Origin of the sequence: Pseudidiomarina salinarum (assembly GCF_000753715.1) — a bacterium.
Lineage (GTDB): Bacteria > Pseudomonadota > Gammaproteobacteria > Enterobacterales > Alteromonadaceae > Pseudidiomarina > Pseudidiomarina salinarum.
The window spans coordinates 188,395-213,381 of record NZ_JPER01000001.1; the positions used below are offsets into that span (position 1 = coordinate 188,395).

At 57.1% G+C, this 24,987-nt stretch carries 27 protein-coding genes; 22 read left to right on the top strand and 5 right to left on the bottom strand.

Annotated features, from left to right (window positions below; all coding sequences use genetic code 11):
- The first annotated feature begins 16 nt into the window (after positions 1-16).
- Complete coding sequence (gene fdx, locus IDSA_RS00875; RefSeq protein ID WP_034773580.1) at positions 17-355, top strand: ISC system 2Fe-2S type ferredoxin; 339 nt, start codon at positions 17-19, stop codon at positions 353-355.
- Here the strand turns inward: fdx and IDSA_RS00880 are convergent, their stop codons facing one another.
- Positions 356-901 carry an acyloxyacyl hydrolase gene (locus IDSA_RS00880; RefSeq protein ID WP_034773581.1) on the bottom strand — a complete coding sequence of 182 codons (546 nt, stop codon included), beginning with the start codon at positions 899-901 and terminating at the stop codon, positions 356-358.
- 32 nt (positions 902-933) lie between these two features.
- Positions 934-1,464, bottom strand: coding sequence for a peptide-methionine (S)-S-oxide reductase MsrA (gene msrA, locus IDSA_RS00885; protein WP_034773583.1), 531 nt, complete (start codon positions 1,462-1,464; stop codon positions 934-936).
- Between the two features lie 174 nt (positions 1,465-1,638).
- On the opposite strand from msrA, the gene ndk reads away from it, so the two are divergent.
- From ndk to der, 9 genes are all read left to right on the top strand, one after another.
- Positions 1,639-2,070, top strand: coding sequence for a nucleoside-diphosphate kinase (gene ndk, locus IDSA_RS00890; protein WP_034773586.1), 432 nt, complete (start codon positions 1,639-1,641; stop codon positions 2,068-2,070).
- A 25-nt stretch (positions 2,071-2,095) separates the two neighbouring features.
- Positions 2,096-3,229, top strand: a complete 1,134-nt coding sequence (rlmN, locus tag IDSA_RS00895; RefSeq protein WP_034773589.1) for a dual-specificity RNA methyltransferase RlmN — start codon at positions 2,096-2,098, stop codon at positions 3,227-3,229.
- 68 nt (positions 3,230-3,297) lie between these two features.
- Entirely contained in the window at positions 3,298-4,065 is a 768-nt protein-coding gene (pilW, locus tag IDSA_RS00900) for a type IV pilus biogenesis/stability protein PilW (protein ID WP_034773591.1), read from the top strand.
- A gap of 22 nt (positions 4,066-4,087) precedes the next feature.
- The gene (locus tag IDSA_RS00905) at positions 4,088-5,122 is read left to right on the top strand and encodes a RodZ domain-containing protein (protein WP_034773594.1); all 1,035 of its coding nucleotides are present in this window, start codon (positions 4,088-4,090) and stop codon (positions 5,120-5,122) included.
- A 34-nt stretch (positions 5,123-5,156) separates the two neighbouring features.
- Positions 5,157-6,266, top strand: coding sequence for a flavodoxin-dependent (E)-4-hydroxy-3-methylbut-2-enyl-diphosphate synthase (gene ispG, locus IDSA_RS00910; RefSeq protein ID WP_034773596.1), 1,110 nt, complete (start codon positions 5,157-5,159; stop codon positions 6,264-6,266).
- A 68-nt stretch (positions 6,267-6,334) separates the two neighbouring features.
- On the top strand, positions 6,335-7,600 hold the full coding sequence (gene hisS / locus IDSA_RS00915; protein WP_051985972.1) for a histidine--tRNA ligase: 1,266 nt from the start codon (positions 6,335-6,337) through the stop codon (positions 7,598-7,600).
- 25 nt (positions 7,601-7,625) lie between these two features.
- A complete protein-coding gene (locus tag IDSA_RS00920) occupies positions 7,626-8,237 on the top strand; it encodes a YfgM family protein (protein WP_051985973.1) in 612 nt (203 codons plus the stop codon).
- Complete coding sequence (bamB, locus tag IDSA_RS00925; RefSeq protein ID WP_051985974.1) at positions 8,234-9,442, top strand: outer membrane protein assembly factor BamB; 1,209 nt, start codon at positions 8,234-8,236, stop codon at positions 9,440-9,442. Before IDSA_RS00920 ends, bamB begins: the two co-directional genes overlap by 4 nt.
- Before the next feature lie 6 nt (positions 9,443-9,448).
- Positions 9,449-10,891 carry a ribosome biogenesis GTPase Der gene (der, locus tag IDSA_RS00930; RefSeq protein WP_034773600.1) on the top strand — a complete coding sequence of 481 codons (1,443 nt, stop codon included), beginning with the start codon at positions 9,449-9,451 and terminating at the stop codon, positions 10,889-10,891.
- A 164-nt stretch (positions 10,892-11,055) separates the two neighbouring features.
- Here the strand turns inward: der and IDSA_RS00935 are convergent, their stop codons facing one another.
- The 3 genes from IDSA_RS00935 to hslO all read right to left on the bottom strand — a co-directional run bounded on the left by IDSA_RS00935 (position 11,056) and on the right by hslO (position 13,002).
- Complete coding sequence (locus IDSA_RS00935; RefSeq protein ID WP_034773602.1) at positions 11,056-11,436, bottom strand: RNA-binding S4 domain-containing protein; 381 nt, start codon at positions 11,434-11,436, stop codon at positions 11,056-11,058.
- Positions 11,437-11,438: 2 nt separating this feature from the next.
- Positions 11,439-11,996: an REP-associated tyrosine transposase gene (locus IDSA_RS00940; protein ID WP_084693996.1), complete on the bottom strand. Its 558-nt coding sequence runs from the start codon at positions 11,994-11,996 to the stop codon at positions 11,439-11,441.
- A 178-nt stretch (positions 11,997-12,174) separates the two neighbouring features.
- Complete coding sequence (hslO, locus tag IDSA_RS00945; protein ID WP_034773604.1) at positions 12,175-13,002, bottom strand: Hsp33 family molecular chaperone HslO; 828 nt, start codon at positions 13,000-13,002, stop codon at positions 12,175-12,177.
- Positions 13,003-13,167: 165 nt separating this feature from the next.
- Between hslO and gspC the strand changes: the two genes are divergently transcribed.
- From gspC to IDSA_RS01005, 12 genes are all read left to right on the top strand, one after another.
- Complete coding sequence (gspC, locus tag IDSA_RS00950; protein WP_051985975.1) at positions 13,168-14,067, top strand: type II secretion system protein GspC; 900 nt, start codon at positions 13,168-13,170, stop codon at positions 14,065-14,067.
- A 16-nt stretch (positions 14,068-14,083) separates the two neighbouring features.
- A complete protein-coding gene (gene gspD / locus IDSA_RS00955) occupies positions 14,084-16,192 on the top strand; it encodes a type II secretion system secretin GspD (RefSeq protein ID WP_034773605.1) in 2,109 nt (702 codons plus the stop codon).
- Positions 16,185-17,780, top strand: coding sequence for a type II secretion system ATPase GspE (gspE, locus tag IDSA_RS00960; protein ID WP_034773608.1), 1,596 nt, complete (start codon positions 16,185-16,187; stop codon positions 17,778-17,780). Before gspD ends, gspE begins: the two co-directional genes overlap by 8 nt.
- A gap of 3 nt (positions 17,781-17,783) precedes the next feature.
- On the top strand, positions 17,784-19,022 hold the full coding sequence (gene gspF, locus IDSA_RS00965; RefSeq protein ID WP_034773610.1) for a type II secretion system inner membrane protein GspF: 1,239 nt from the start codon (positions 17,784-17,786) through the stop codon (positions 19,020-19,022).
- Positions 19,023-19,141: 119 nt separating this feature from the next.
- Entirely contained in the window at positions 19,142-19,576 is a 435-nt protein-coding gene (gene gspG, locus IDSA_RS00970) for a type II secretion system major pseudopilin GspG (RefSeq protein ID WP_034773612.1), read from the top strand.
- Positions 19,563-20,138, top strand: coding sequence for a pilus assembly FimT family protein (locus tag IDSA_RS00975; RefSeq protein WP_051985976.1), 576 nt, complete (start codon positions 19,563-19,565; stop codon positions 20,136-20,138). The genes gspG and IDSA_RS00975 overlap by 14 nt, the downstream gene beginning before the upstream one ends.
- Positions 20,128-20,556 carry a type II secretion system minor pseudopilin GspI gene (gene gspI, locus IDSA_RS00980; protein ID WP_051985977.1) on the top strand — a complete coding sequence of 143 codons (429 nt, stop codon included), beginning with the start codon at positions 20,128-20,130 and terminating at the stop codon, positions 20,554-20,556. Before IDSA_RS00975 ends, gspI begins: the two co-directional genes overlap by 11 nt.
- Positions 20,553-21,236, top strand: coding sequence for a type II secretion system minor pseudopilin GspJ (gspJ, locus tag IDSA_RS00985; protein WP_051985978.1), 684 nt, complete (start codon positions 20,553-20,555; stop codon positions 21,234-21,236). The genes gspI and gspJ overlap by 4 nt, the downstream gene beginning before the upstream one ends.
- Complete coding sequence (gene gspK / locus IDSA_RS00990) at positions 21,233-22,282, top strand: type II secretion system minor pseudopilin GspK (protein ID WP_034773614.1); 1,050 nt, start codon at positions 21,233-21,235, stop codon at positions 22,280-22,282. Before gspJ ends, gspK begins: the two co-directional genes overlap by 4 nt.
- A 1-nt stretch (position 22,283) precedes the next feature.
- A complete protein-coding gene (gene gspL, locus IDSA_RS00995; RefSeq protein WP_051985979.1) occupies positions 22,284-23,657 on the top strand; it encodes a type II secretion system protein GspL in 1,374 nt (457 codons plus the stop codon).
- On the top strand, positions 23,657-24,199 hold the full coding sequence (gspM, locus tag IDSA_RS01000; RefSeq protein ID WP_051985980.1) for a type II secretion system protein GspM: 543 nt from the start codon (positions 23,657-23,659) through the stop codon (positions 24,197-24,199). The genes gspL and gspM overlap by 1 nt, the downstream gene beginning before the upstream one ends.
- Positions 24,196-24,981, top strand: a complete 786-nt coding sequence (locus tag IDSA_RS01005; protein ID WP_034773616.1) for a type II secretion system protein N — start codon at positions 24,196-24,198, stop codon at positions 24,979-24,981. Before gspM ends, IDSA_RS01005 begins: the two co-directional genes overlap by 4 nt.
- The last annotated feature ends 6 nt before the right edge of the window (positions 24,982-24,987 follow it).

Sequence of the window (24,987 nt, forward strand, 5' to 3'; positions counted from 1 at the left end):
CAGACGGAGATAACGAATGCCCAAGATTATATTTCTGCCCCATCCAGAGCTGTGCCCGGAAGGCGCCGCAATTGAAGCTAAAACCGGCGAAACCGTACTGGATGTGGCGCTGAAAAACGGTATCGGCATCGAGCATGCCTGTGAGAAGTCCTGTGCCTGTACCACCTGCCACGTGGTGATCCGCGAAGGCTTCGAGTCGCTGGATGAAAGCAGTGAATGTGAAGACGACATGTTAGATAAAGCCTGGGGACTTGAGCCTGACTCACGTCTTGGCTGTCAGGCTCACATCAAAGATGAAGACCTGGTAGTCGAAATACCCAAATACACCATCAATATGGTAAGTGAAAACCACTAATCAGAACGGGCGCTCCCAGCGCAGGCTGATAAAATCCAGGCCATCGTTGGGGTGCTCAAAATCCAGATTGGAATAGTGTGACAGGGTGAGGCTTACCCGGGCATCAGTTTCCTGGTTGTACTGCCAGCTTACCGCCAGGCGGTCTTCAAACTGAAAATGGGTGGATAAATCCCGATCCGCTATGGCTGTATCATCCATGAGCGCAGCCCCCACACCAAACTCAAAAAATATCGGTTCCGAACCTTCAGTAAACTGCCATTGCAATAGCGGACTTAGCGTCACTGCCGCCAGATTTTCACTGTGATCCGCATTGTACTGCCAGTAGTTGAGGCTGGTTTCGACCTGCAACTCAGGTCGGCCCAGCCAGTCGGGCATACGGTAAGGTAAATCAGTCCAGCGGTAGCCAGCGCGCAAGCCGCGCACATCATCTTCAGAATGGGCGTAAGCCAGATGCCATTCATTAGCTACAGCTGAACCTGTTGTGAGGGCGGTGCCTATCACTGCTGAAGCGATCAAACCAGAAAGTCGGACAAGCTTCAAAGACATTAATTCCTCCGTTTTTTGCTGAGTGTCCCTATTTATTCTAGACGATCAGCGAAAGTTCGCCGGAATTTTGCCAGTTTGGGTGACACTACGGCCTGGCAGTAGGCGTTTTCCGGATTCCGCTCGATGTAGTTTTCGTGGTAGTCCTCGGCCGGCCAGAATTTTTCCAGGGGCTCGACTTCAGTCACAATTTCATTGGCCCAGGTTTTGTCTGCCTGCATATCAGCGATGATGTCGTAGGCCTGCTGACGTTGCTCGTCGGTATGGTAGAAAATCGCTGAGCGGTACTGGGTGCCGACGTCATTGCCCTGGCGGTTAAGCTGGGTCGGGTCATGCAGGGCGAAGAAGATCTCGTAAATCTCACGGATGCTGATGGCCTGCGGGTCATAAGTCAGCTGCACTACTTCGGCATGGCCGGTTTCGCCTTTGCAGACATCTTCATAGGTCGGGTTTTCTTTATGGCCGCCGGCATAGCCGGACTCGGCTTTCAGCACACCGCGCACCTGCTTAAAGGCGCCTTCAATGCACCAGAAGCAGCCGCCGGCAAGGGTAATTTTTTGGGTCATTCGATGTTACTCCGTTTGAGTGATCCGTCTGAGTGAATAGACGTCTAAACATCCATATGATGACATGGGAGCTAACGCCTGTCCATCAGTGTAGACCAGTGTACATCAGAGCCTGTTTTGCGTATAATCCGCGCGACTCAAACCTATGCCGAATCTATACAACGGAGACCAAAAATGGCCTTAGAACGTACTTTATCAATTATCAAACCTGACGCGGTTGGCAAAAACCTGATCGGCGCTATCTACAACCGCTTTGAAACTGCGGGCTTCCGTATTGTCGCAGCGAAAATGATGCACCTGAGCACTGAACAGGCTGAAGGTTTCTACGCTGAACACTCAGAGCGTCCGTTCTTCCGTGCCCTGGTTGATTTCATGACTTCAGGCCCTGTTATGGTTCAGGCTCTGGAAGCAGAAAACGCAGTACGTAAGCACCGTGACATCATGGGCGCGACCAACCCGGCTGATGCGCTGGCAGGAACGCTGCGTGCAGACTATGCTGAAACTATCGACGAAAATGCGGTACACGGCTCTGATTCTGTAGAATCTGCGGCCCGCGAAATTGCTTACTTCTTCGCTGACGAAGAAATCTGCTCGCGCACCCGCTAATAAACGTCTTTTTAGGTGGAACTGAATGAATTCAATTGACAAAAAAGTGAACCTGCTCGACCTGAATCGCCAGGGTATGCGCGATTTCTTTAACGAGCTTGGGGAAAAACCCTTTCGTGCCGACCAGGTGATGAAGTGGGTGTATCACTATTGTGTCGACGATTTCGATCAGATGACCAACCTGAATAAAGGCTTACGGGAAAAGCTGAAGCAGATCGCTGAGATTCGCGCACCAGAAGTGCGCGAACAGCAGCAGTCTGCCGATGGCACCATCAAATTTTCGCTGACCTTATTTGATGCCCAGGACGTCGAAGCCGTCTGGATCCCGGAAAAAGATCGCGCCACCCTCTGCGTGTCTTCGCAGGTGGGTTGCGCCCTTGAATGTACGTTTTGTTCGACCGGTCAGCAGGGCTTTAACCGCAACCTGCGGGTGGCGGAAATCATCGGCCAGGTATGGCGGGTGAATAAACTGCTGGGCGCAGTCGGTGATACCGGTGTTAAAGCAGTAACCAACGTGGTGATGATGGGCATGGGTGAACCTTTGCTGAACGTTGCCAACGTGGTACCGGCGATGGAACTCATGATGGACGATAACGCCTTTGGCTTGTCCAAGCGTCGCGTTACCCTGAGTACTTCTGGCGTGGTACCGGCTTTAGAAAAACTGCGTGACCAGATTGATGTTGCCCTGGCGATTTCACTGCACGCACCAGATGACGAACTGCGTAACGAAATCGTCCCTATTAACAAGAAGTATCCGATCAGTGAACTGCTGGCGGCCAGCCGCCGCTATGTTGAAGTCTCCCATGCGCAGAACAAGGTGACGATCGAGTACGTGATGTTGGATCACGTGAATGATTCCACCGATCAGGCCCATGCGCTGGCTGAGACCCTGAAAGATACTCCGTGCAAGATCAACCTGATCCCATTTAATCCCTTTCCTGGTTCAGATTACGGCCGTTCCAGCAACTCGCGTATTGACCGCTTTGCTAAAGTTCTGATAGAAAAGGGCTTTATAGTGATGGTACGCAAAACCCGTGGCGATGATATTGATGCCGCCTGTGGTCAGCTGGTTGGCGATGTAGTGGATCGTACTAAGCGTATCCTTAAAAAGCAGCAGGCCAGCCGCGGCGGCAGCGGTATTGACGTAAAGGCTGTTTAATTCGTCAGGCTGCGGTACTATCAGTAAGTACGATCAGATAGCTACATGATGTTTTACAGGAGCCGGGCATGCGTTCATTATTACTGACCCTACTAGCAACCAGCGTATTATTGACCGGTTGTGTGAATCAGCGCACCGTCGACGGCGAGTCGGAACCAGCTCCGAAATTCAATCCGCAGGAAGCTGCCAAGTCACGCTTAGCGCTGGGGCTTCAGTATCTTCGCAGTCAAAACTACCGGCTGGCTAAGGCCAACTTGGAGCGCGCCCGCGACTATGCGCCCAATGATCCGGCGGTGCATACCGGCCTGGCGTATTACTATCAGAATGTAAAAGATTACGAGCGGGCGGAACAATATTACCGCAGCGCTATCAAACTAAATCCGAACGATGGCGATACCCTGAACAATCTGGCGGTGTTGCTGTGTTCGCAGGGCAAGTTTAAAGACGCGCTGGAATACTTTCACAAAGCCGTTGAGCAGCCAGAATATGTGAAAGTGGCAAGTACCTGGCAGAATGCCGCGACCTGTGCGATGCGGCAGGGCGACTTTGACGCAGCCAACAGATATTACCAGCTGGCAATCAATCATGACCCGCAAAATAGCACTATTCTTGAGAGCTACGCTGGGTTATTGTTACGCCAGCAACGCTATATTGATGCGCAGCGGGTGTTAGCACAGCGAGCCCAATTGCCGCAGTTCACACCGCAGTACCTGTGGCTGGAAATACAACTGGCCCGGGCGCTTGGAAATCAAGCAAAAGCGCTGACTTATGGTGAACTGTTGATGTCGCGTTTCCCCCAGTCAGAGCAAGCGCAGCGATTCCTGAAAAATTCATGAGTTTTAACCTTACGGTAAGCCGATGACAGCAGATAAAGACCTTTTTACACCGCAGGACGCGGAACAAGAGCAGGACGCAAAACCAAAATATACCGGGACGACCCCGGGTCAATTGCTGCGTGCGGCGCGTGAGGAAAAAGGTCTGACGACACAGCAGGTGGCCGATAGCCTGCGCCTGCGGTTTACGATCATCGATATGATCGAGGCCGACGAATACGAGAAGCTGGCCGCGCCGGCTTTTGTCCGGGGGTATCTGCGCTCGTTCGCGAAAGCCGTTGAAGCGGACCTGGCCGAAGTACTGCATGCGTACGAACAAATGGGTTACGGGGCCAGTACTAAGCCTAACCTGAGCATGCAGAGCTTTTCCAAGCGCCAGGTCTTAGACCGCGAGGATAGCCGGCTGAAATGGTTCAGCTACCTGATTATCGCCATCGTACTGGCACTGGCCGTGATCTGGTGGTGGCAGGATAGTGATTTCAGCATGGATTCAATCTTTGGCTCGGGCAGCCCGCAAAGTGACGTAGCCCGTGGTTCTACCACGGGGGAAACCCGAAACCGTATCGAAATCACCGACAGAAGCGATGATTCGGTAACGTTACCGGAAACCCGTGGTGGAACCACGGGCTACACGCCCGTCGGTGTTGAGCGGATACCCGAATCTGAGGTGTCGGCCGCTGATGTATCCACCGCCGAAGTGGTGCCCGAGCCGGTGATCATTTCACCCACGCCGGTCCCCTCAGCCGATATTCCGGGTTCGACTCCGGCCGATGTCAGCGCCACCGATGATCCGGCAGTCGAAGCCGGCTTAACCGATGTGGACGAAGCCAGCCTGGCGCTGACCTTCAGCGACTCCTGCTGGATCAAGGTCACTGACGCCACCGGCGAAGACATTGCCATCGGCGTAAAGCAGGCTGGCTACCACATGCCGCTGACGGGACAGCCACCATTTGATATCATTCTGTGTAAACCAGAAGCAGTTGAACTAACCTATCAGGGCGAAGAAATTGATCTTAGCGCCTACCGTCGTAATCGCTCGGTCACCCTTACCCTGAATTAAAGCATTAAAGCAGCAATAAAGTGAGTCGTACCCCATGCATGAATCACCAATAAAACGCCGTCCGTCACGCCGTATCTATGTCGGTAACGTGCCCATTGGCGATGGCGCGCCTATTGCCGTGCAGTCGATGACGAACACCGAAACCTGCGATGTGGATGCGACCGTTAAGCAAATCAGAGCCATTGCCGACGCTGGTGCCGATATCGTGCGCGTATCCGTGCCCACCATGGATGCTGCTGAAGCCTTTAAATTAATCAAACAACAAAGCCCGGTGCCGCTGGTTGCGGATATTCACTTTGACTACCGTATCGCCCTGAAAGTGGCCGAATACGGCGTCGATTGCCTGCGCATTAATCCGGGCAACATCGGCAACGAACAACGCATCCGCCAGGTGGTGGACGCAGCCCGTGATCGCGGCATTCCGATCCGCATCGGTGTGAACGGCGGCTCGCTGGAAAAAGACCTGCAGGAAAAATACGGCGAACCTACGCCAGCGGCGCTGGTGGAATCCGCTATGCGGCATGTGGATATTCTGGATCGCCTGAACTTCCATGACTTCAAAGTCAGTGTGAAAGCTTCGGACGTGTTTCTGGCGGTGGAATCCTACCGCTTGCTGGCCAAACAGATTGACCAGCCGCTGCACCTTGGCATCACCGAAGCCGGTGGCCTGCGCAGTGGCTCGGTGAAGTCAGCCATCGGCCTGGGCATGCTGCTGGCGGACGGCATCGGCGATACCCTGAGGGTGTCGCTGGCCGCGGATCCCGTTGAAGAAGTGAAGGTCGGTTTTGATATCTTAAAGTCCCTTCGCATTCGCAGCCGCGGCATTAACTTTATTGCCTGCCCCAGCTGCTCGCGCCAGGAGTTCGATGTGATTGCTACCGTTAATGCCCTCGAGCAGCGTCTTGAAGACGTAGTAGTGCCAATGGATGTGTCCATTATTGGTTGCGTGGTCAACGGCCCGGGCGAGGCATTGATATCGCAAATCGGTCTGGCCGGCGCCAAAGGCAAAAGTGGCTTCTATCTTGATGGCGAGCGCCAGAAAGAGCGCCTTGATAATACCAACTTAGTTGATCAGCTTGAGCGGCATATCCGCGCCAAGGTCAAACGGCTTGAAGCCGAGCAGATTCCGGTGAAGCAAAGCTAAAGCTGCGCTATACTAGTCCCGATTTTTAACCCGGTTGTGACAAACCAAAAATAGTAGATGTAATTACTGTGGCAAAAACGATTCAGGCAATTCGTGGAATGAACGACATCCTGCCCGGGCAAAGCCCCGCGTGGCAGTATGTTGAAGGCGTGATCCGTAAGGTCGCGGCGCAGTACAGCTACCAGGAAATCCGGATGCCGGTGCTGGAAAGCACTGAGCTGTTCAAGCGTTCGATTGGCGAAGTCACGGATATCGTCGAAAAAGAAATGTACACCTTTGATGACCGCAACGGCGACAGTCTGACGCTGCGTCCCGAAGGCACCGCCAGCTGTGTGCGCGCCGGCAATGAACACGGCCTGCTGTATAATCAGACGCCGCGGTTGTGGTACATGGGTCCCATGTTCCGCCACGAGCGTCCGCAGAAAGGCCGCTATCGTCAGTTCCATCAGTTCGGTATTGAAGCCTTTGGCATGGACGGCCCGGAAATCGACGCTGAAGTGATTCTGCTGTCGGCCCGCCTGTGGCAGGAATTTGGCATTGCCGAGCAGCTCGAATTGCAGATCAACTCGCTGGCGTCCAACGAAGCACGCGGCCGCTATCGTGATGCGCTGCGGGATTACCTGCGGCAGCACGAAGAGGCACTGGATGAAGACTCCAAACGCCGGTTAGACAGCAACGTGTTGCGTATTCTTGACAGCAAGTCGCCGGAAACCCAGGCGCTGCTGGTGGATGCACCGCGGCTGTCGGATTACTGGGATGAAGAATCTCGGGCCCACTTTGAAGGCTTGACCGAACGCCTGGCAGCAGCTGGCGTGAAGTGCGTGCTGAACGAGAAGCTGGTGCGCGGGCTGGACTATTACAACCGCACTGTGTTTGAGTGGGTGACCACAGAACTCGGCGCCCAGGGCACGGTTTGTGCCGGCGGCCGTTACGATGGTCTGGTGGAGCAGCTTGGCGGTAAAGCCACCCCGGCGGTTGGTTTTGCTATGGGCATTGAGCGGCTGGTATTGCTACTGGAAAGCCAGGATCGCATTCCGTCGGTAACGGCGGTGGATCTGTATCTGATGGCAGGCGATGAGCGGGCGGAACTAAAACTGCCGGCTGTTGCCGAAAAAGTTCGTGATAAGCATCCCGGGTTGAAGGTGATGCTGCACTCAGGCACACAGAATCTGAAGAAAAAACTGATGAAAGCGGATAAATCGGGCGCCACTTATGCCCTGATTGTTGACTGTGATGTAAACGGCCGGCTGGAATATCAGTATAAGCATCTGCGTAAGCGGGACGAAGACAAGAATTTTACCGACCTGGCTGAACTGGCCGGGTTGCTTGACTAACGATTTTTAACAGAGGATTAAGCGCGTGGATACTGAAGACCAACAAATTCAGCGGATCAAGGATTTCTGGCACGAGCACGGCAAAGGCATTATCGCCGGTCTGGTGATCGGTTTTGGCCTGTTCTACGGCTGGCGCTATTACGATGCCCATACCATGGCGCAGAAAGAAGCGGCCTCAGAGCAATTTGAAGTGATTGTTGCGCAACTGGAAGCCGGCGGCGAACAGGCTCAGGTGGACGCGCAAAACTTCATCCAGAACAACAGCGGTGATGTGTACGCGCATCTGCTCGCCTTTGAACTGGCAAAGCAGGCGGTGGTAGCCGGTGAGCCGGCCACTGCCGTCACCGCCTTACAAATAGTGCGTGATAATGGCAGCGCTGAGCTTAAAGCTATAGCCGATGTGCGTCAGGCGCGGGTATTACTGGCGCAGGATCAGCACGACGCGGCGCTGAGTGCCATTGCCAACATCACCGAAGAAGGTTTTGCGGCTATGGTAGCCGAGCTGCGTGGCGATATTCTCTTAGCCCAGGGCGATCACGCCGGTGCCCGTACTGCCTATCAGGCAGCACTGGATGCCAGCGACAACAACGCGCCACTGGCTGAAATCAAACTCAACAGCATTCCGGCGGAATCATGAGCTTTAGTAATATTTTCTTCACTACCGGCGTAAAATATAGCGCCCTGGCGCTGGCAGCCCTGCTCGCAAGCGGCTGCTCGATTTTCGGTGATGACGAAATCACCTATAACGAGCTGCAGCCATTTGATGCGACAGTGTCGCCGTCTGTGGTCTGGGAAGGCTCAGTGGGCAAGGGCGTGGGCGAATATTTCTCGCGGCTGAACCCGGTTGTGGTTGGCGACGTGATTGTCGCGGCTGACCGTCGTGGCGTGGTAAAGGCCTTTAACCGTGCTGATGGCGCCAACTTGTGGCGCGTTGACGTGCGTGATCTGACTGGCGGCGATGCCGGCGGCTGGCTGATGCCGGGCGATACCGCGCGTATTTCCGGCGGTCTGGTTGCCAACGATGGCCGCCTGTTTTTCGGTACCGAAAACGGCGAAGTCGTGGCGCTGAGCATGGCTGATGGCAGCCTTATCTGGCGCACCGAAATTGGTGGCGAAGTATTGGCTGACCCGGCTGTTGGCGAAGGCTACGTGGTGGTGAATACCAGCGCTGGTAAGCTGATTGGCCTGCTGGAAGACAGCGGCGAGCAGCAATGGGAGATGTCGACCGAAGTACCGGCACTCAGCCTGCGTGGCACCTCAGCACCGACTATCGCTTCAGGTGGCGCTATTTTTGGTACAGCGACCGGTAAATTAACCGTGGCGGTACTGAACAATGGCCAGCAAGCCTGGGTAGCGCCATTGGCCATACCCCAGGGCGCGACCGAACTGCAGCGTCTGGTGGATGCCGACGTGCAGCCGCTGGTGCGTGGCAACGCGGTATACAGTATTGCTTACAATGGTCAGGTGGCAGCGGTTGAGCTCACCAGTGGCCGCATTATGTGGCAGCGCGAGTACGCTTCGTTTAATAACTTTGATCTGAGCGTCAACCGGTTATTTCTGACCGACACCTATGACAGCGTGTATTCACTGGACAGCGACAATGGCGTCGAGATCTGGAGCAATAACGATCTGACCGGCCGTCAGGTTACCGGGCCGGTGCGCTTTGGTAACTACGTGGTGGTTGGTGATGCCTTTGGTTACCTGCATTTTCTGAACGCGAATACCGGCGAAATGGCCGGCCGGCTTGAAGTCGGCAATTCTGTGTACGTGGCGCCAATTGTGGCGGGCGATACACTCTATGTACAACTACGCGACGGCAGTTTACTCGCGGTAAGGATTTAATCAGTTATGTTACCCGTTGTGGCCCTGGTCGGCCGCCCCAATGTGGGCAAATCAACCCTGTTCAACCGGCTTACCCGTACCCGGGATGCTCTGGTCGCTGACTTTCCCGGCTTAACCCGGGATCGTAAATACGGTCAGGCCAACTACGACGGCTATCAGTTTATTGTTATCGACACCGCTGGTATTCACGGCGACGAAGAAGGCGTGGACGCGGCGATGGCCGGGCAGTCTTTGCGCGCCATCGACGAAGCCGATGTGGTGCTGTTTATGGTCGATGCCCGCGACGGCATCACTGTAGCCGACAGCGCGCTGGCTGAATACCTGCGTAAGGTCGATAAGAAAACCTACGTGGTCGCCAATAAAATCGACGGCATCGATGCCGAAGTGGCGCAGTCCGATTTCTTTGAAATGGGCCTGGGCGATGTGTACGGTATTGCCGCTGCCCATGGCCGCGGTGTTGAGCAACTGCTGGATAAATGCTTTCGGCCGCTGCTGGATGACTACCCCGAATTGCTTGTTGCAGACGCGGAGCAAGCCGTTTCTGAAGATCTCGCCCACGATGAGATCGACTACGAATCCCTGCCGCTGAAACTGGCTATTGTCGGTCGCCCCAACGTAGGTAAGTCAACACTGACTAACCGTATCCTCGGCGAGGAGCGGGTGGTGGTGTTTGACATGCCAGGCACCACGCGCGATTCAATCTATATTCCGATGGAACGCGATGGCCACCAGTATATTCTGATCGACACCGCCGGCGTTCGTCGCCGCGGCAAGATTGATGAAACCGTTGAGAAGTTCTCGGTGATCAAAACCCTGCAGGCGATTGAAGATGCCAACGTGGTGTTGTGTATCGTCGATGCGCGCGAGACGATTTCCGACCAGGATCTGAACCTGATTGGCTTTGCGCTAAACGCCGGCCGCTCGATTGTGATCGCGGTGAATAAGTGGGATGGCTTGTCGCCTGATCATCGCGATGAAATCAAGCGCGAGCTGGATCGCCGCCTGGGCTTTGTGGATTTTGCCCGGTTGCACTTTATCTCGGCACTGCATGGTACCGGCGTCGGCAATCTGTTTGATTCAGTGCGGGAAGCTTACGAGAGCGCTACACAGCGGATCAATACCTCGAAGCTGACCCAGATTCTGGAAATGGCAGCCGATGAGCATCAGCCGCCGCTGGTCAGTGGCCGTCGCGTGAAGCTGAAATACGCCCACGCCGGTGGTTATAACCCGCCGCGCATCATCATCCACGGCAACCAGGTCACGCGCCTGCCCGGCTCGTACCAGCGCTACCTGATCAACTTCTTCCGCAAAGCACTCGGCATCATGGGCACGCCCATCAAAGTCGAATTCCGCGACGCCGAAAACCCCTTCGCCGGCCGCAAAAACAAGCTCAGCGACTCCCAGGTCCGCAAGCGCAAACGCCTCATGCGCTACATCAAGAAAAAGTAACCCGCGCGCACCGATGTAGCCCGTGGTTCTACCACGGGGCATACCGGACGGTATACGCGATCCCCATGTAGCCCGTGGTTCTACCACGGGGCACGCCTGATGATATAAACGATGTGTGTAATGGCGGGTTTTTCCCGTGGTAGAACCACGGGCTACACTACACGTTAATCCTGGTCTTTAAACTTCATCAATTGGCGGCGTTCGCGCTTGTCGGGTTTGTGGTCTGGATGGGGGCTTAGCAGGGCGTTCATTTTGCGCAGCTCGGCGGCTTTTGCGCGGCGCTCGGCCGATTCTTCGGTTTCGCGGTACAACTTCTCCGCCTCGGGCGCACCGCGGCGCTGCTCGCTCAATTCCAGCACCTCAACATCCATCACATCATAGCCGCGCGGCAGCTTTATCTGCTGACCCACGGTGATGGTTTTGGCAGGTTTGGCTTTCTGTGCATCAACCTGAACTTTACCGGCCTGCACAACTTGCCGCGCCAGACTCCGCGTTTTGAAAAAACGCGCCGCCCACAGCCATTTATCTAATCTGACATTATCCATAATTACCGCTCATGAGATCCGAAAACATCATCCAGCCAGCTTACATCAATATGCGCCCATTCTTCCGGGTATTTGCCGCTGGCCAGATACCGCTTCAATGTTGAATAAGGCCAGTCGAGGGCATTTTCAACATAGCCGTGTTTAACCGGATTATAGCAGCAATACAGCATATACAGCTCATGCTCGGTTTCGTTGCGGATGGTATGTTCCCAATAGCTGTGCTGCCAGAGCTTGCCGTATTTGCGGCGTTTGCGTGAGCTGCAGTTGATGAGATCAGAGCCGGACTCGTGGCTGAAGCGCGATAAGGCTTTGGTCGTGAGGGCTTTGATTTTCGACCAGCGTAGCGGGATTTTGTCGTCGTCGACAATCCACACGCAGTGCATGTGGTCGGGCATGACCACCCAGGCTTCGATCTCGAACGGGTGGGTTTTCATGGTTTCGGCAATGGCGTGGCGCAGCGCCTGGATAACATCAGGCTCCGTGAGAAATTTCTGGCGTTTGTAGGTGACTACCGTGAAAAAATAATAGCCGCCTTCGTAGTATCGACGAACCCTGCGCATCGGAAAATCATGCCGCAAGGCCAATCATCCCGCCACCTTATATCGTTGTACGAAATCGCCGTAATGATGTAGCCCGTGGTTCTACCACGGGGCAATGCCCGATGGTATTTGCGGTGTGCGTGATGGCAGGTTTTACCCGTGGTAGAACCACGGGCTACATGGTGGCGTACGGCACCGTTTACAAATCGTCGGGGGTGAAGCGGTATTCGGTGCGGCAGTATTCGCAGGTCATGGTGATGACGCCTTCGGCGGCGAGGATTTCCTGCAGCTCGGCGGCGGGCACGCTGGCGAGGGCCTCGAGGGTGCGCTCGCGCGAGCAGCCGCAGCGGAAGCTGACGGCTTGCGCGGGATAGAGCTCCACCTGCTCCTCATGATACAAACGCACCAGCACCTCTTCGCCGGGCAGGGTGAAGAGCTCCGCCGGGGTGATGGTGTCGGTCAGCGTCTCCAGATGCTGAAAGCCCTCAAGATCAAGCCCGGCCGACGGCATCACCTGCAGAAACATACCAGCGGCATGCTCACCGTCAGCATAAAGCCACAGCCGCGTGTGCAACTGTTCAGACTGGGTAAAATAGCCTTCAATAATCTCAGCGATGCTGTCGCCTTCGCCGCTGACCACGCCCTGATAGCGCTCGCCACGGGTTGGCGTTAAGGTAATCACCAGTTGCGCCTTGCCCATCAGGCTGCGCAAATCTTCCTGCTGCGGCTCCAGTTCGCCGCGCATCCGGGCAATGCCACGCAGTTGCTGATCATGCTCGCCGTTAACCGCGATAAAATTAACCGGACCATCGCCCTGCAACTGAATCGCGATATGCCCTTCAAACTTAAGGGTAGCGACCAGCAACGAAGTCGCCGCCATCAGCTCGCCCAACAGCCGCTGTACCGGCGCCGGATAGGAATGGCCCAGCAACATCCGCTGGTAGCTGCTGCTCAGTTGCACCAGCTCGCCGCGCACATCGCGGTCAATGAAAGTGTAGCGAAGAAGTTGGTCTGTGGGATAATTCATAGGCTGTCATCTTTTGGTCAAATGGAGCGGGTATAAAGGTGCCATGATTATATCAGATTTCGACCAATTTGATCTGTTCAGGTAGGGGCGAAAGGGCTAGAATGGGGATCGGATTGCTACTTCACAAAATTATAACGAAAGCGAAAACTGATCATCAGACAAACAATGAATCAATTGATTAACCGCATGCGACAGCCAACCCTCTGGCGCTATGGGCTGTGGACGCTGACCGCCCTGGCGGCGGTGCTGGCGACCCTGTTGCTGGCACGCCTGACCTGGCAGTTGCTGACACCTGTGGCTGAGCCCGTCAGCGGGCCGATACCGCCTGCCCGGCAGGCCGGCAAAGCGCAGATTAATGTAAATGCTATAGCGGGCCTGAATTTATTCGGCAACGCCGCCGCGCCGGACCAGCAGCGGGTGGCCAGTGCGCCAAAAACCAGCCTGAACGTGCGCCTGCTGGGCGTGTCCGCCAGTAATTATCCGCAGCATTCCGCCGCCATCATTGAACGCAGCGGCCAGCAGGAAGTCTATGTAGTCGGCGAACAGCTGAGTGGCTCGCAGGTTACCGTCGAAGAAATTTACGCCGACCGGGTTATTCTGAATAACCAGGGGCGCCTGGAAACCCTCGAAATGGAGGGGATTGGGGAGCTTGGGCCGGGGTTGTCGTTGACGGTGGGTGAGATTCCCCGTGGTAGAACCACGGGCTACAGTGCGGCGGCGGGCGACGATGCGGCGGTTGAGGTGGCGGAAGAGGTGGCTGAAGCGGTGAGCGCGGATCCGGCCAATATTCTCGAATATGTGGCGATTGCGCCGGCGCGCGATGGCGCGAAAATTATCGGTTACCGGCTACGGCCCGGGCCGCAACCTGAACTCTTTAACGAAGCCGGTTTTCTTGCCGGCGATTTAGCGGTAGCCATCAATGGCCAGGATCTCACGGATATCCGCACCGCTATGAGCATGACCCGCGATCTGGCCACCATGGACAGCATCACAGTGACCGTAACTCGTGACGGCCAGTATATCGACCTCGAGCTCACCGTTCCAGCTGAAGCCCGGGGCAATTAGAATAAAAGGAACAAGCATGCGCACAATTTTTCTGACAACCACAGTGGCGATGAGCCTGGCGCTGATCCTTGGCACAGCCGGCACCGTCGGCATTGCCGAAGCGGCTCCGCAGCAGCAAAGCCCTCCGCAAGGCACGGGCCCGGTTGAATATACCGCCAGCTTCAAGAACACCGACATCAGCGAGTTCATCCAGGTGGTGGGGCGCAACCTTGGCAAGACCATGATTATCGACCCGGATGTGCGCGGGCGCATTGATGTGCGCAGCTACGATGTGATGACCGAAAGCCAGTACTGGCAGTTTTTCCTGAACGTGCTGGACGTGTACGGCTTCGCCACAGTGACCATGGAGTCGGGCGTGGTGAAGGTCATGCGCGACAAAGACGCCCGCAACGGCGCGCTGCCGGTGGTGGACGATAACAGCCTGGCCGGCGACACCCTGGTCACCCGCGTGGTACCGGTTGCGAACGTCAGCGTGCGCGAACTGGCGCCGTTGCTGCGTCTGCTGAACGATCAGGCCGGTGGCGGCAACGTGGTCAGCTATGACCCGTCCAACGTCATCATGCTGACCGGCCGCAGCGAAACCATCCAGCGGCTGGTGGAAATCATTGAACGGGTCGACCGGGCCGGTAACCAGGATGTCGACATCGTCAACCTCGAATACGCGTCCGCTTCGGAAGTGGTGCGCATCGCCATGACCCTGTATGAAAAAAGCACCGATGGCACGCCAGCGCTGCTCATTCCCAAAGTGGTCGCCGATGAGCGCACCAACCGGGTGATTATCAGCGGCGATCCACGCGCCCGTGAGCGGGTGGTCAAACTGATCAAGCAGCTGGATAAAGATCTCAAAACCCAGGGCAACACCCGGGTGTATTACCTCAAGTACGCCAAGGCTGAAAACCTTGTTGGCGTATTAACCGGCGTCAGCGACACCGTTGCCGCAGAAAGCGGCGTCGCAACCGGTGCGGCCGGCGCAGGGCAGCGTCGTAGCGGTAAGGAAATCAGCATTACCGCACACGAATCCAGCAATTCTCTGGTCATCACCGCGCAGCCGGATATGCTCGCCAATCTGGAGAACGTGATCCGGCAGCTGGATATCCGCCGCGCCCAGGTGCACGTGGAAGCCATTATCGTTGAGCTGATGGAGGGCGATGGTATTGATTTAGGCCTGCAGTGGATTTCCGAAGACGGCGGCATGGTGCAGTATAACAACGGCCGCCAGGTACCCATCGGCCAGCTGGCCGCAGGTGCTTATATGGCGCAGGAACGCGAGCGCGGCACTACCACCACTATCGTCGATGGCAACGTGGTGACCACCGAACAGCCGCCCGAGCGTGGCAATGTGGATTTGCTGGCACAACTGCTGGGCAACGTGAACGGCATGATGATCGGCGTGGTCAAAAACGACTGGGGCGCGATTTTGCAGGCGGTCTCGACCAACACCAATTCAAACATCCTGGCCACGCCCAGCATCATGACGCTGGATAATGAATCGGCCGAGTTCCTGGTCGGTCAGTCAGTACCCACTATCACGGGATCGACCGCCGGCGATAACAATTCCAATCCGTTCCAGACGGTGCAGCGCGAAGACATAGGTATCAAGCTCAAAGTCACGCCGCAGATCAACGAAGGCAACGCGGTGCAATTGATTATCGAGCAGGAAGTGTCGAGCTTAAGCGGCGCCACCTCGGTGGATATCACGATCAACAAACGCCAGCTGAAAACTGTGGTGATGGCGGATGACGGCGAAACCATAGTGCTGGGCGGCCTGATTGATGAAGATGTGCAGGAGAGTGTGTCCAAGGTGCCACTGCTGGGGGATATCCCGGTGCTGGGCCATTTGTTCCGCTCCACCTCGACCTCGCGGCAGAAACGCAACCTGATGGTGTTCCTGAAACCGACGATTGTGCGCGACCGCGCTACCGCGCTGGGTATGAGCAGTCGCAAGTACAACTACATCCGCGCCGAGCAGCTGCTGCGCCAGGAAGAGGGTGTTGAACTGATGCCGCGCACCTCAACGCCGGTACTGCCGGAGTGGGATGGCCCGCTGACGCTGCCGCCAGAATTTGAAAAGTACATGGACGATAACAGCAAGCAAGAAATGAACGAAGGTTCAGGTAATGACTGAGATCGCTGAAGTCGCTGCCAGTGTCGCGCCCCGGCGCCTGCCGTTTGCTTTTGCCAAGCGGTTTGGGGTGGTGGTGGCGATCGAGGAAGAACGGTACGTGGTGCATTGCCGCGAGAGCGTGACGCCGCAGGCGTTGCGGGAAGTGCGGCGCGTGCTCGGTCAGCCATTTACGGTGCAGCGCCACAGTAATGAAAATTTCGAAGCCATCCTGACCCAGGCTTATCAGCGCGGCTCGTCCGAAGCCAAGCAGCTGATGGAAGATATCGGCAACGAGCCGAACCTGTTCTCGCTGGCCGATGAAATGCCGCAGACCGAAGATTTGCTGGAAAGCGAAGACGACGCGCCCATCATCAAGCTGATTAACGCGATGCTGAGCGAGGCCATCAAAGAGGGTGCCTCGGATATCCACATTGAGACCTTCGAAAAAGAATTATTAGTGCGTTTTCGTATCGACGGCGTGCTGCGCGAAGTGATTCGCCCTAACCGTAAGCTGAGCTCGCTGCTGGTGTCGCGGATCAAGGTCATGGCGCAGCTGGATATCGCGGAAAAACGCGTACCCCAGGATGGTCGCATCAGCCTGCTGATTGCCGGTCGCGCCGTTGATGTGCGGGTATCGACCATGCCGTCGAACCACGGCGAGCGGGTGGTGCTGCGCTTGCTTGATAAAAATAACGCGCGCCTGAATCTGGCGCAGCTGGGCATGACCGAGGCTAATCGTAAAGTCTTCGCCGAGCTGATTAAAAAGCCCCACGGTATTATTCTGGTTACCGGGCCCACGGGCTCGGGTAAAAGTACGACCTTGTACGCCGGCCTCGCTGAGATCAACTCGCGTGACCGCAACATACTGACGGTTGAAGACCCGATCGAGTATGCGATTGACGGCATCGGCCAGATGCAGGTCAACCCGAAAGTGAATATGACCTTCGCCCGCGGGCTGCGCGCCATCTTGCGTCAGGATCCGGATGTGGTGATGGTCGGTGAGATCCGCGACGTCGAGACCGCGCAAATCGGCGTGCAGGCCAGCTTAACCGGCCATCTGGTGATGTCGACCCTGCACACCAACACAGCCTCGGGCGCCATCACCCGCCTCGAAGACATGGGCATCGAGCCCTTCCTGCTCAGCTCGTCGCTGCTCGCCGTGCTCTCCCAGCGCCTCGTCCGCACCCTCTGCACCCACTGCCGCGAAGCCTACGAGCCCACCGCGGAAGAACTGGCGCTGCTGCAAAATGTAGCCCGTGGTTCTACCACGGGTAAAACCACCCCCGACGGCAATGCCTCCCCCCGTGGTAGAACCACGGGCTACAAGGCCGGTGCGGGCGACGATGCGGATGGCGGCGTGGGTACGTTGTATCGCGCGCGCGGTTGCGACAAATGCAACCAGACCGGCTATCGCGGCCGGACCGGCATCCACGAGGTGCTGGTGGTGGACGAGAAGGTGCGCGACCTGGTGCACACCGGGCATGGCGAACAGGCCATCGAAAAATACATCCGCAAGCATACGCCCAGCATTCGCGATGACGGCCTGGCCAAAGTCGCCGCCGGCCTCACCACGCTCGAAGAAGTATTGCGCGTAACGCGCGAGGAGTAAGCAGTGGCCGCATATGCATATCAGGCGCTGGACGCCAACGGCCGCAAAAAATCCGGGGTACTGGAAGGCGACAACGAGCGCCAGATCCGCCAGCAACTACGCGAACAGGGTCTGACCCCGTTTCAGGTCGAAATCGCCGAAGAAACCCGCAAAGCCTCAGACGCAAGCAAAGGCCAGAAATGGTGGCAGCAGGGCCGGGTGCGACGCATCAAAGCGTCCGACCTGGCGCTCATCACCCGCCAACTGGCGACCCTGATTGCCTCATCCATGCCCATTGAACAATGCCTGCTGGCGGTTGCCGAACAAACCGATAAGCCGCGCCTGCAGAACCTGCTGATGGCGGTTCGCTCCAAAGTAGTCGAAGGCTACTCACTGGCCGAGGCCATGGCCGAATACCCCCACGTTTTTGATAAGCTGTTCACCTCAATGGTGGCGGCCGGCGAGCGCTCGGGACATCTGGAAAAAGTGCTGGAGCGGCTGGCGGATTACACCGAGCAGCGCAACCGGCTTAAAGGCCAGCTGATCCAGGCGCTGGTGTACCCGATGGTGCTTACCTTCGTAGCATTGAGCGTCATTATTTTCCTGCTGGTGTCGGTAGTGCCGAACATTGTCGAGCAGTTTTCGACCCTGGATCAGACGCTGCCGCCAACCACCACCTTCCTGCTGGTGGTCAGCGACTTTTTACAGACCTACGGCATTTATGCGCTTATCGCTATTATGCTGGCGCTGGTGATTGGCAAGCAGCTGCTGCGCGATCCCGGCCGGCGCGATAAGTTCGACGCCCTGATACTGAAGCTGCCGCTAGTTGGCAGCGTGATCAAAGGCGTAAATACCGCGCGGTTTGCCCGCACGTTAAGCATTTTGTCGGCGTCCGGCGTGCCGCTGCTGGATGGTTTACGCATTACCGGGCGGGTTTTAACGAACCGAGCCATGCAAATTGCTGTCGAAGATGCAGCGGCCCGGGTTCGTGAAGGCTCGTCGCTACGGGCAGCACTGGCCGAGACCAAACTATTTCCGCCGATGATGCTGCACATGATTGCCGCCGGCGAGAAAAGCGGTGAACTCGAGCAAATGCTCGAGCGCGCCGCCGACAACCAGGATCGCGACTTTGAAACCACCATGAACGTGTCGCTCAAAATCTTCGAGCCCGCGCTCATCGTGGTCATGGCCGCCATCGTGCTGCTCATCGTGATGGCCATCATCCAGCCGATCCTGCAGTTGAACCAGGCGGTCGGGCTGTAGCCCGACCGCCGTAGCCCGTGGTTCTACCACGGGTATGATCCGCCATTACGCACAATGGTGAATATTGATGATTTTCCCCGTGGTAGAACCACGGGCTACATATTTAACGAGGTACAAATATGAAACAGAAACAACAAGGCTTTTCACTACTCGAAATCATGGTCGTAGTCGCCATCATCGGGTTGCTGGCGTCGCTGATCCTGCCCAACGTGATTGGCGCGGGCGAACAGGCTGACCGGCAGAAAGCCATCACCGACATCGGCCAGCTGGAAAACGCGCTGGACCAGTACCGGCTGGATAACAGCCGCTACCCGACCACCGAGCAGGGCCTCGAAGCCCTGGTGCGTGAGCCAACCGTCGACCCGCTGCCACGCAACTACCGCCGCGGCGGCTACATCAAGCGTCTGCCAACGGATCCGTGGGGCGCCGAGTACCTGCTGCTGAGCCCGGGCGAGCATGGCGACGTGGACATATTCTCAGTTGGCCCGGATGCACAGGCCGGCACCGAAGATGACATCGCCAACTGGAACCTGGACGGACGTGACGAGAACTAAACGCCAGCCCCGCCAAACCCGGGGCTTCAGCCTGATTGAGATGATGGTCGTCATGGTCATCATCGCCATGATGGCTATGGCAGTGACTTTTGTTATTCCCGACGACCGCGACGACCAGGCGGCAAAAAGCGCGCGCGACCTGCACACCCAACTGCAATATGCGCGTGAATATGCCATGGTTCGCCACGCGGTGCTGGCGCTTGAAGTGTGGGAGCAGGACTATCGCTTCGTACAATGGCAGGACAGCCGCTGGCAGCCCATCAACACCAAGGGCCTGACCGCGCACGAATTACCTGAACACCTGCGCTTTGAGCTGGACGTCGACAGCGTGGATCTGCTGGCTCAGGACGCCGACCGCGATGGTCTGTTCCAGCCAGTAAATGACGAAGATGAAGCAGACAAACAGCAACGCCAGCCCGGCGAAATGCTCTACATTTTTGGTAGTGGCGGGCTGCCGGTGTTCAGCCTGAAATTCATCAATATGCAGGATGCTACTGCGGCGAGCTGGGTGGTGGAGTCTACTGATGGTTATCAGTTGCAGGTGAGATCGGATGTGGATTGAGGGTTTGACCCGTGGTAGAACCACGGGCTACGGGTGCGGCGGGTACAAGGGTTTCACGCTGGTGGAGGTGATGGCGGCGCTGGCGATTTTTGCGCTGGCCGCGCTCGCCGCGGTCTATGCCAGCAGCAACCACCTGGCCAACCTCAACTACATGCAGGATAAAACCCTGGCGCGCTATGTGGCGTCCAACGTACTGGCGGAGCAGTCGCTGCAGTACCCGCCCAAAGACAACACCACCGGCAGCGAGCTGTTCGCTGATCTGCAATGGCACTGGCACCTGGATGTAACCGAAACCGCCACCGAGGATGTACTGATGATGACGGTGCTGGTGCGGCTGGAGCCGGGCGGGCAGATTTTGCATCAGGTGGGGCGTTATGTTGGGCCGCCGCCGACGCCGACGCCAGGGGCAACGCCATGACACGCAAAAACACTCAGCGCGGCTTTACCCTGATTGAGGTGATGGTCACCATCGCTATCCTGGCGATTATCGGGCTGGCATCATCGAACGTGCTCAACACCATGGTGCGCAGCAGCGAGCAGAGCGAAGAAGCCATTGAGCGGCTGCAGCAGTTGCAGTACGCCATGCTCACCATCGAGCAGGATATCCGCCAGATCGTGCCGCGCCAGAATGCCACCGGCCAATTTTTGTTTTATGACGATGAGCGGCTGGCCTTTGTGCGCGGCGGCTGGTTTAACCCGGCGATGTTGTTGCCACGCAGCGAACTGCAGCCGGTGTTTTATACGGTGCGTGACGAGAAACTGGTGCGCGAGCATTTTTTGTACGTGGATGTGAGTGGCAGCGAAGAGCCGGTTAGTCAGGTGGTGATGGATGGGGTTCGGTCGTTGAGCGTAAGGTTTTATGCGGGTGCGCAAGGGCAGAGCCAGGTGCAAGGGGCGGGTGATACCCGTGGTAGAACCACGGGCTACAGTGATACGTGGGATCAACCGCAATCGCTGCCGGCGGCAATTGAGATTACGCTGGATGCGGAGCGCTGGGGCGCGATGCGCCGGGTGTTTCTGCTGAATGGCGGGGAATTTGTCGCGCGCGTTGCAGCGCCGCCACCGGCTGAAGGCGACGACGCCGGAGACGGCTCATGAGGCAGCAGCGCAGCATGAAACAGCAGCGCGGCGTCGCGCTCATCATTGTGATGCTGGTGGTGGCACTGGTGTCGGTGATCGCGGTGAACATGAGCGGCCGCATGCAGACCAGCGTGGTGCGCACGGCGAACTTTCAGGAAGCCGAGCAAGCCTACTGGTATGCCTTAAGCGCCGAGGAAATCGTCAAAGATCTGCTGCTTACCGAGCTTAAAGACGCCGACGGCGTGGTGCATCGCCAGCAGCAATGGTATCTGCAAAGCCAGAACGCGCAGTTGTATCCGGTTGAAGGCGGCGCCATCGGCGGGGTCATCCGCGATCTGCAGGCCTGCTTTAACCTTAACGCGCTCAAAACAGCGCCCGAAGACCAGAATTTACTAACCCGGCGCAAAGCGCAGCTGCGCATGCTGATGACCGAGGCTATGGAAGAGCCCGACAGCTACACCATTGATGTGGTGGTCGACAGCCTCGCCGACTGGCTGGATGAAGACAGCGAGCTGGGCGGCAGTTATGGCGCCGAAGATGCCGATTATGAGTCGCTGCGGTTCCCGTATCGCGCGGCTAATGGCATGATGACCCATATCAGTGAGTTCAGGCTTGTGCGCGGCGTGTCCCAGGCATTGTTTCTGGAGCTGAAACCTTATATTTGTGTGCTGCCGCGCGACAGCAAGTTGCAGATTAACGTCAATACAGTAGAAGATGATCAGAGCGCGCTGCTGTATGCGGTCACCCTGGGGGCCATGAGCCTGAGTGATGCGGCGGGATTTTTGCAGAACCGGCCTGAGTCGGGCTATGACTCGCTGGATGCCGCCCGCGCCGCACCTGCGCTCACCAGTGCCGCGGCGGCAAAGCTTGACCCGAATCTTGGTGGCGGGGTACGCCCGGATACCATCGAACTTGGCGGCGCCCTTGACGATCTGAACGTCACCAGTGAATACTTTGGCTTACAGGCAGAGATCCGGTTTGGCGAGCTACGCCTGCATGCCCGGTCACAGTTTTTGGTCACGCCTGAGGGCGTAACCACCGTTTATCGCGGGTTTGGAGATTAATATGGAACAGTTGTTTATACGGTTGCCGTCGGGTGACGATGTAGCCCGTGGTTCTACCACGGGTAAAACCTCCCCCGACGGCAATGCCTCCACCCGTGGTAGAACCACGGGCTACAACGTCGATACGGACGCCGATCCCCGTGGTAGAACCACGGGCTACTGGTTGATCTGGAATCCGCAGCAGCGCGAGCTTATCGCCAGCGGTGAACTGGCCGGCGTGGACGAGCTCAGCCAGCTCGAAGAGCGCGCGCGCCATCGCGATGTCATCGTGTTCGTACCGGGCCAGGATGTGCTGCTGACCAAGGCTGTACTGCCGGTCGGCTCGCAACGGCTGTTGCCGCAACTGGTGCCCAATGCGCTGGAAGACGAACTGGCCAGCGACATCAACGACCTGCATTTTGCCTGGCCTGCTGGTGCTAAACCGGGCGGCGTCGAGAAGCCGCTGCCGGTCGCCGTGGTCGCCCACAGCGCCATGCAGACCTGGCTGAAGTGGCTGGATGATACCGGGATTGATGCCGACGAGTTTTACCCCGATGTATTTATGCTGCCCGTGCCTGCGGAAAACCAGTTATTCGCGCTGCAACTCGGCGATGACATCATCGTCCGCACCGGCGCCTGGGATGGCTTCGCCACCGATGTCAGCACCCTGCACGAAATGGGCCTGAGCGGCTTTACCGAGCTGCCGTCTGCTACAACCCCCGTGCTCACCTGCTTCGGCCAAATCCCAAAAGGGTCAGACCTTTTTACGGAAGTGACCTGTGAGCAGGCCGATATCGAAGTGCCGCTCAGCATAGTCGCCAAAGAGCAGGCTCAGCAAATGGGGCTGACCCCTGGCCGTAGCCAGGCGATTAACCTGCGTCAGCAACAGTACCGCTCCGCCCGCAAGCGACGCAAAGCCAGCATCACCAACCTGCCGTGGAAGCCCGCAGCTGTGGCCGCCGCGCTGCTGCTGGTCATCGGCTATAGCAGCCAGATTATTGAATACATTAAGCTTGGCCAGCAATCAGCCGCGCTTGAACAGGCCATTGAGCAAACCTACCGCACCGCATTTCCTGATACCCAGCGCATCGTTAACGTACGTGCCCAGCTGCGCGCGCAAATGAACGAAGTTGAAGGGGTCAGCCCCTTTATCAATTCGCCGCTGATGATGCTGAGTCAGCTCGAGCCGGCCTTCAAGGCAGCCAGCGATGTGCAGCTGGAGCTGCTGCGCTTCGAAAAAGGTCAGCTCAGACTACAAACGCGCGCAAATAATTTTGCCAGCCTGGAAACCTTCCGCTCGGTCGCCAACAGCGGCGGGCTGGTGACAGTAGAGCAGGGGCCGGTGAGCAATCAACCCAATGGCGTAACCGGTACTTTGCTGGTGAGGGCGAACTGATGAAAGCAACCCAGTCATTAAAAACGAAATTTCAGGAATTCAAAACCCGCGGCCAGCACATCGTCGGGCCGCACTGGCAGCGCCTGAATCAGCGCGAGCGCGCTATTGTAAGCGTCGCCGGCGTATTACTGGTGATAGCCGCCGTTTACTGGTTGTTGTGGAACCCGCTCGCCAGCGGCATTGAGCAACGCAAGCAAGCTATCGCTGCCCAGCAGGAAACGCTGCAATGGACACGCGAAAATACCGGCATCTACCTTGCCGCGAAAGAGAAAGGGTCAGACCCGAAAAGCCAGCAGGCCACCGGCAGCATCAGTCAGCGGGTAACCGAGCTGGCGGCGGCCAATGGCGTTGAAATCACCCGCATGCAGCCGCAAAGCGACGGCCTGCTGGTGGTCATCGACAGCGTGACCTTCAGTCAGCTGCTGACCCTGCTTGAGGTATTGCAGCAACAGGGCGGCCTGGCGATCGAAAGCCTGGATGTAACCGAAGGCGCTGAGCCGGGCATCGTGCGGGTGCGCCGACTGCAGGTGAGCGGCGCATGAGCTGGCGTTACGTATTCTGGTTAATCCCCGTTTATCTGGCGGCGCTCATCGTGCTGGCGCCGGCGCAACTGATTGGCTGGGGCCTGCAACAGTTCGCTGGCAATAACCCGCAGTTGCAGAACCTGTCGGGCACCATCTGGAACGGCAAGGCGGGGCTGACCCGGGTGATCGTGCCAACCGGCACCGCGGTCAAACTTGAAAATATTGAATGGGGAATCGACCCCGTGTCGCTGCTAAAAGGCGAATTAGGCCTGAGTTTTGAGATCCCGCAAGCGGGCAACGTGATTAGTGGCAGCGGCCTGATCCAGGTCAACCGCCAGGGCCTGCCGGTATTTGAGGCAAACCTCAGCGGCGGAATAGCCCAGTCATCAGTGGCGCTTAATCTGCCGCTGCCGCTGAACATCGACGGCGCCTGGCAGCTTGATCTGAATGAATACAGCCTCAGTGATTTCAGCACCCCCGGCTGGTGCGATACCCTGAACGCGAACATCAACACCGAGCAGGTGCGCGTACGCCTGGATAACGCCTGGCTGCCGCTGGGTGATTTCCGCGCCGACCTCGAATGTGGTGATCCGCAGACGATAAATGTTAGTATTCCACCAGAGAACCGGCTGGGACTGCAGGTGAACGCCGCCTTACACGGCACCCGCAATGTGCCGCGCGTACGCCTGCAGGGCAGCATCAAGCCGACCCTGCAAACGCCCGCCGAAGTGAGCGAACTGCTGGTATTCATCGGTCAGGCTGATGCCACCGGCCGCTATACATTCAGCTTTAATCTGTAAGTCATA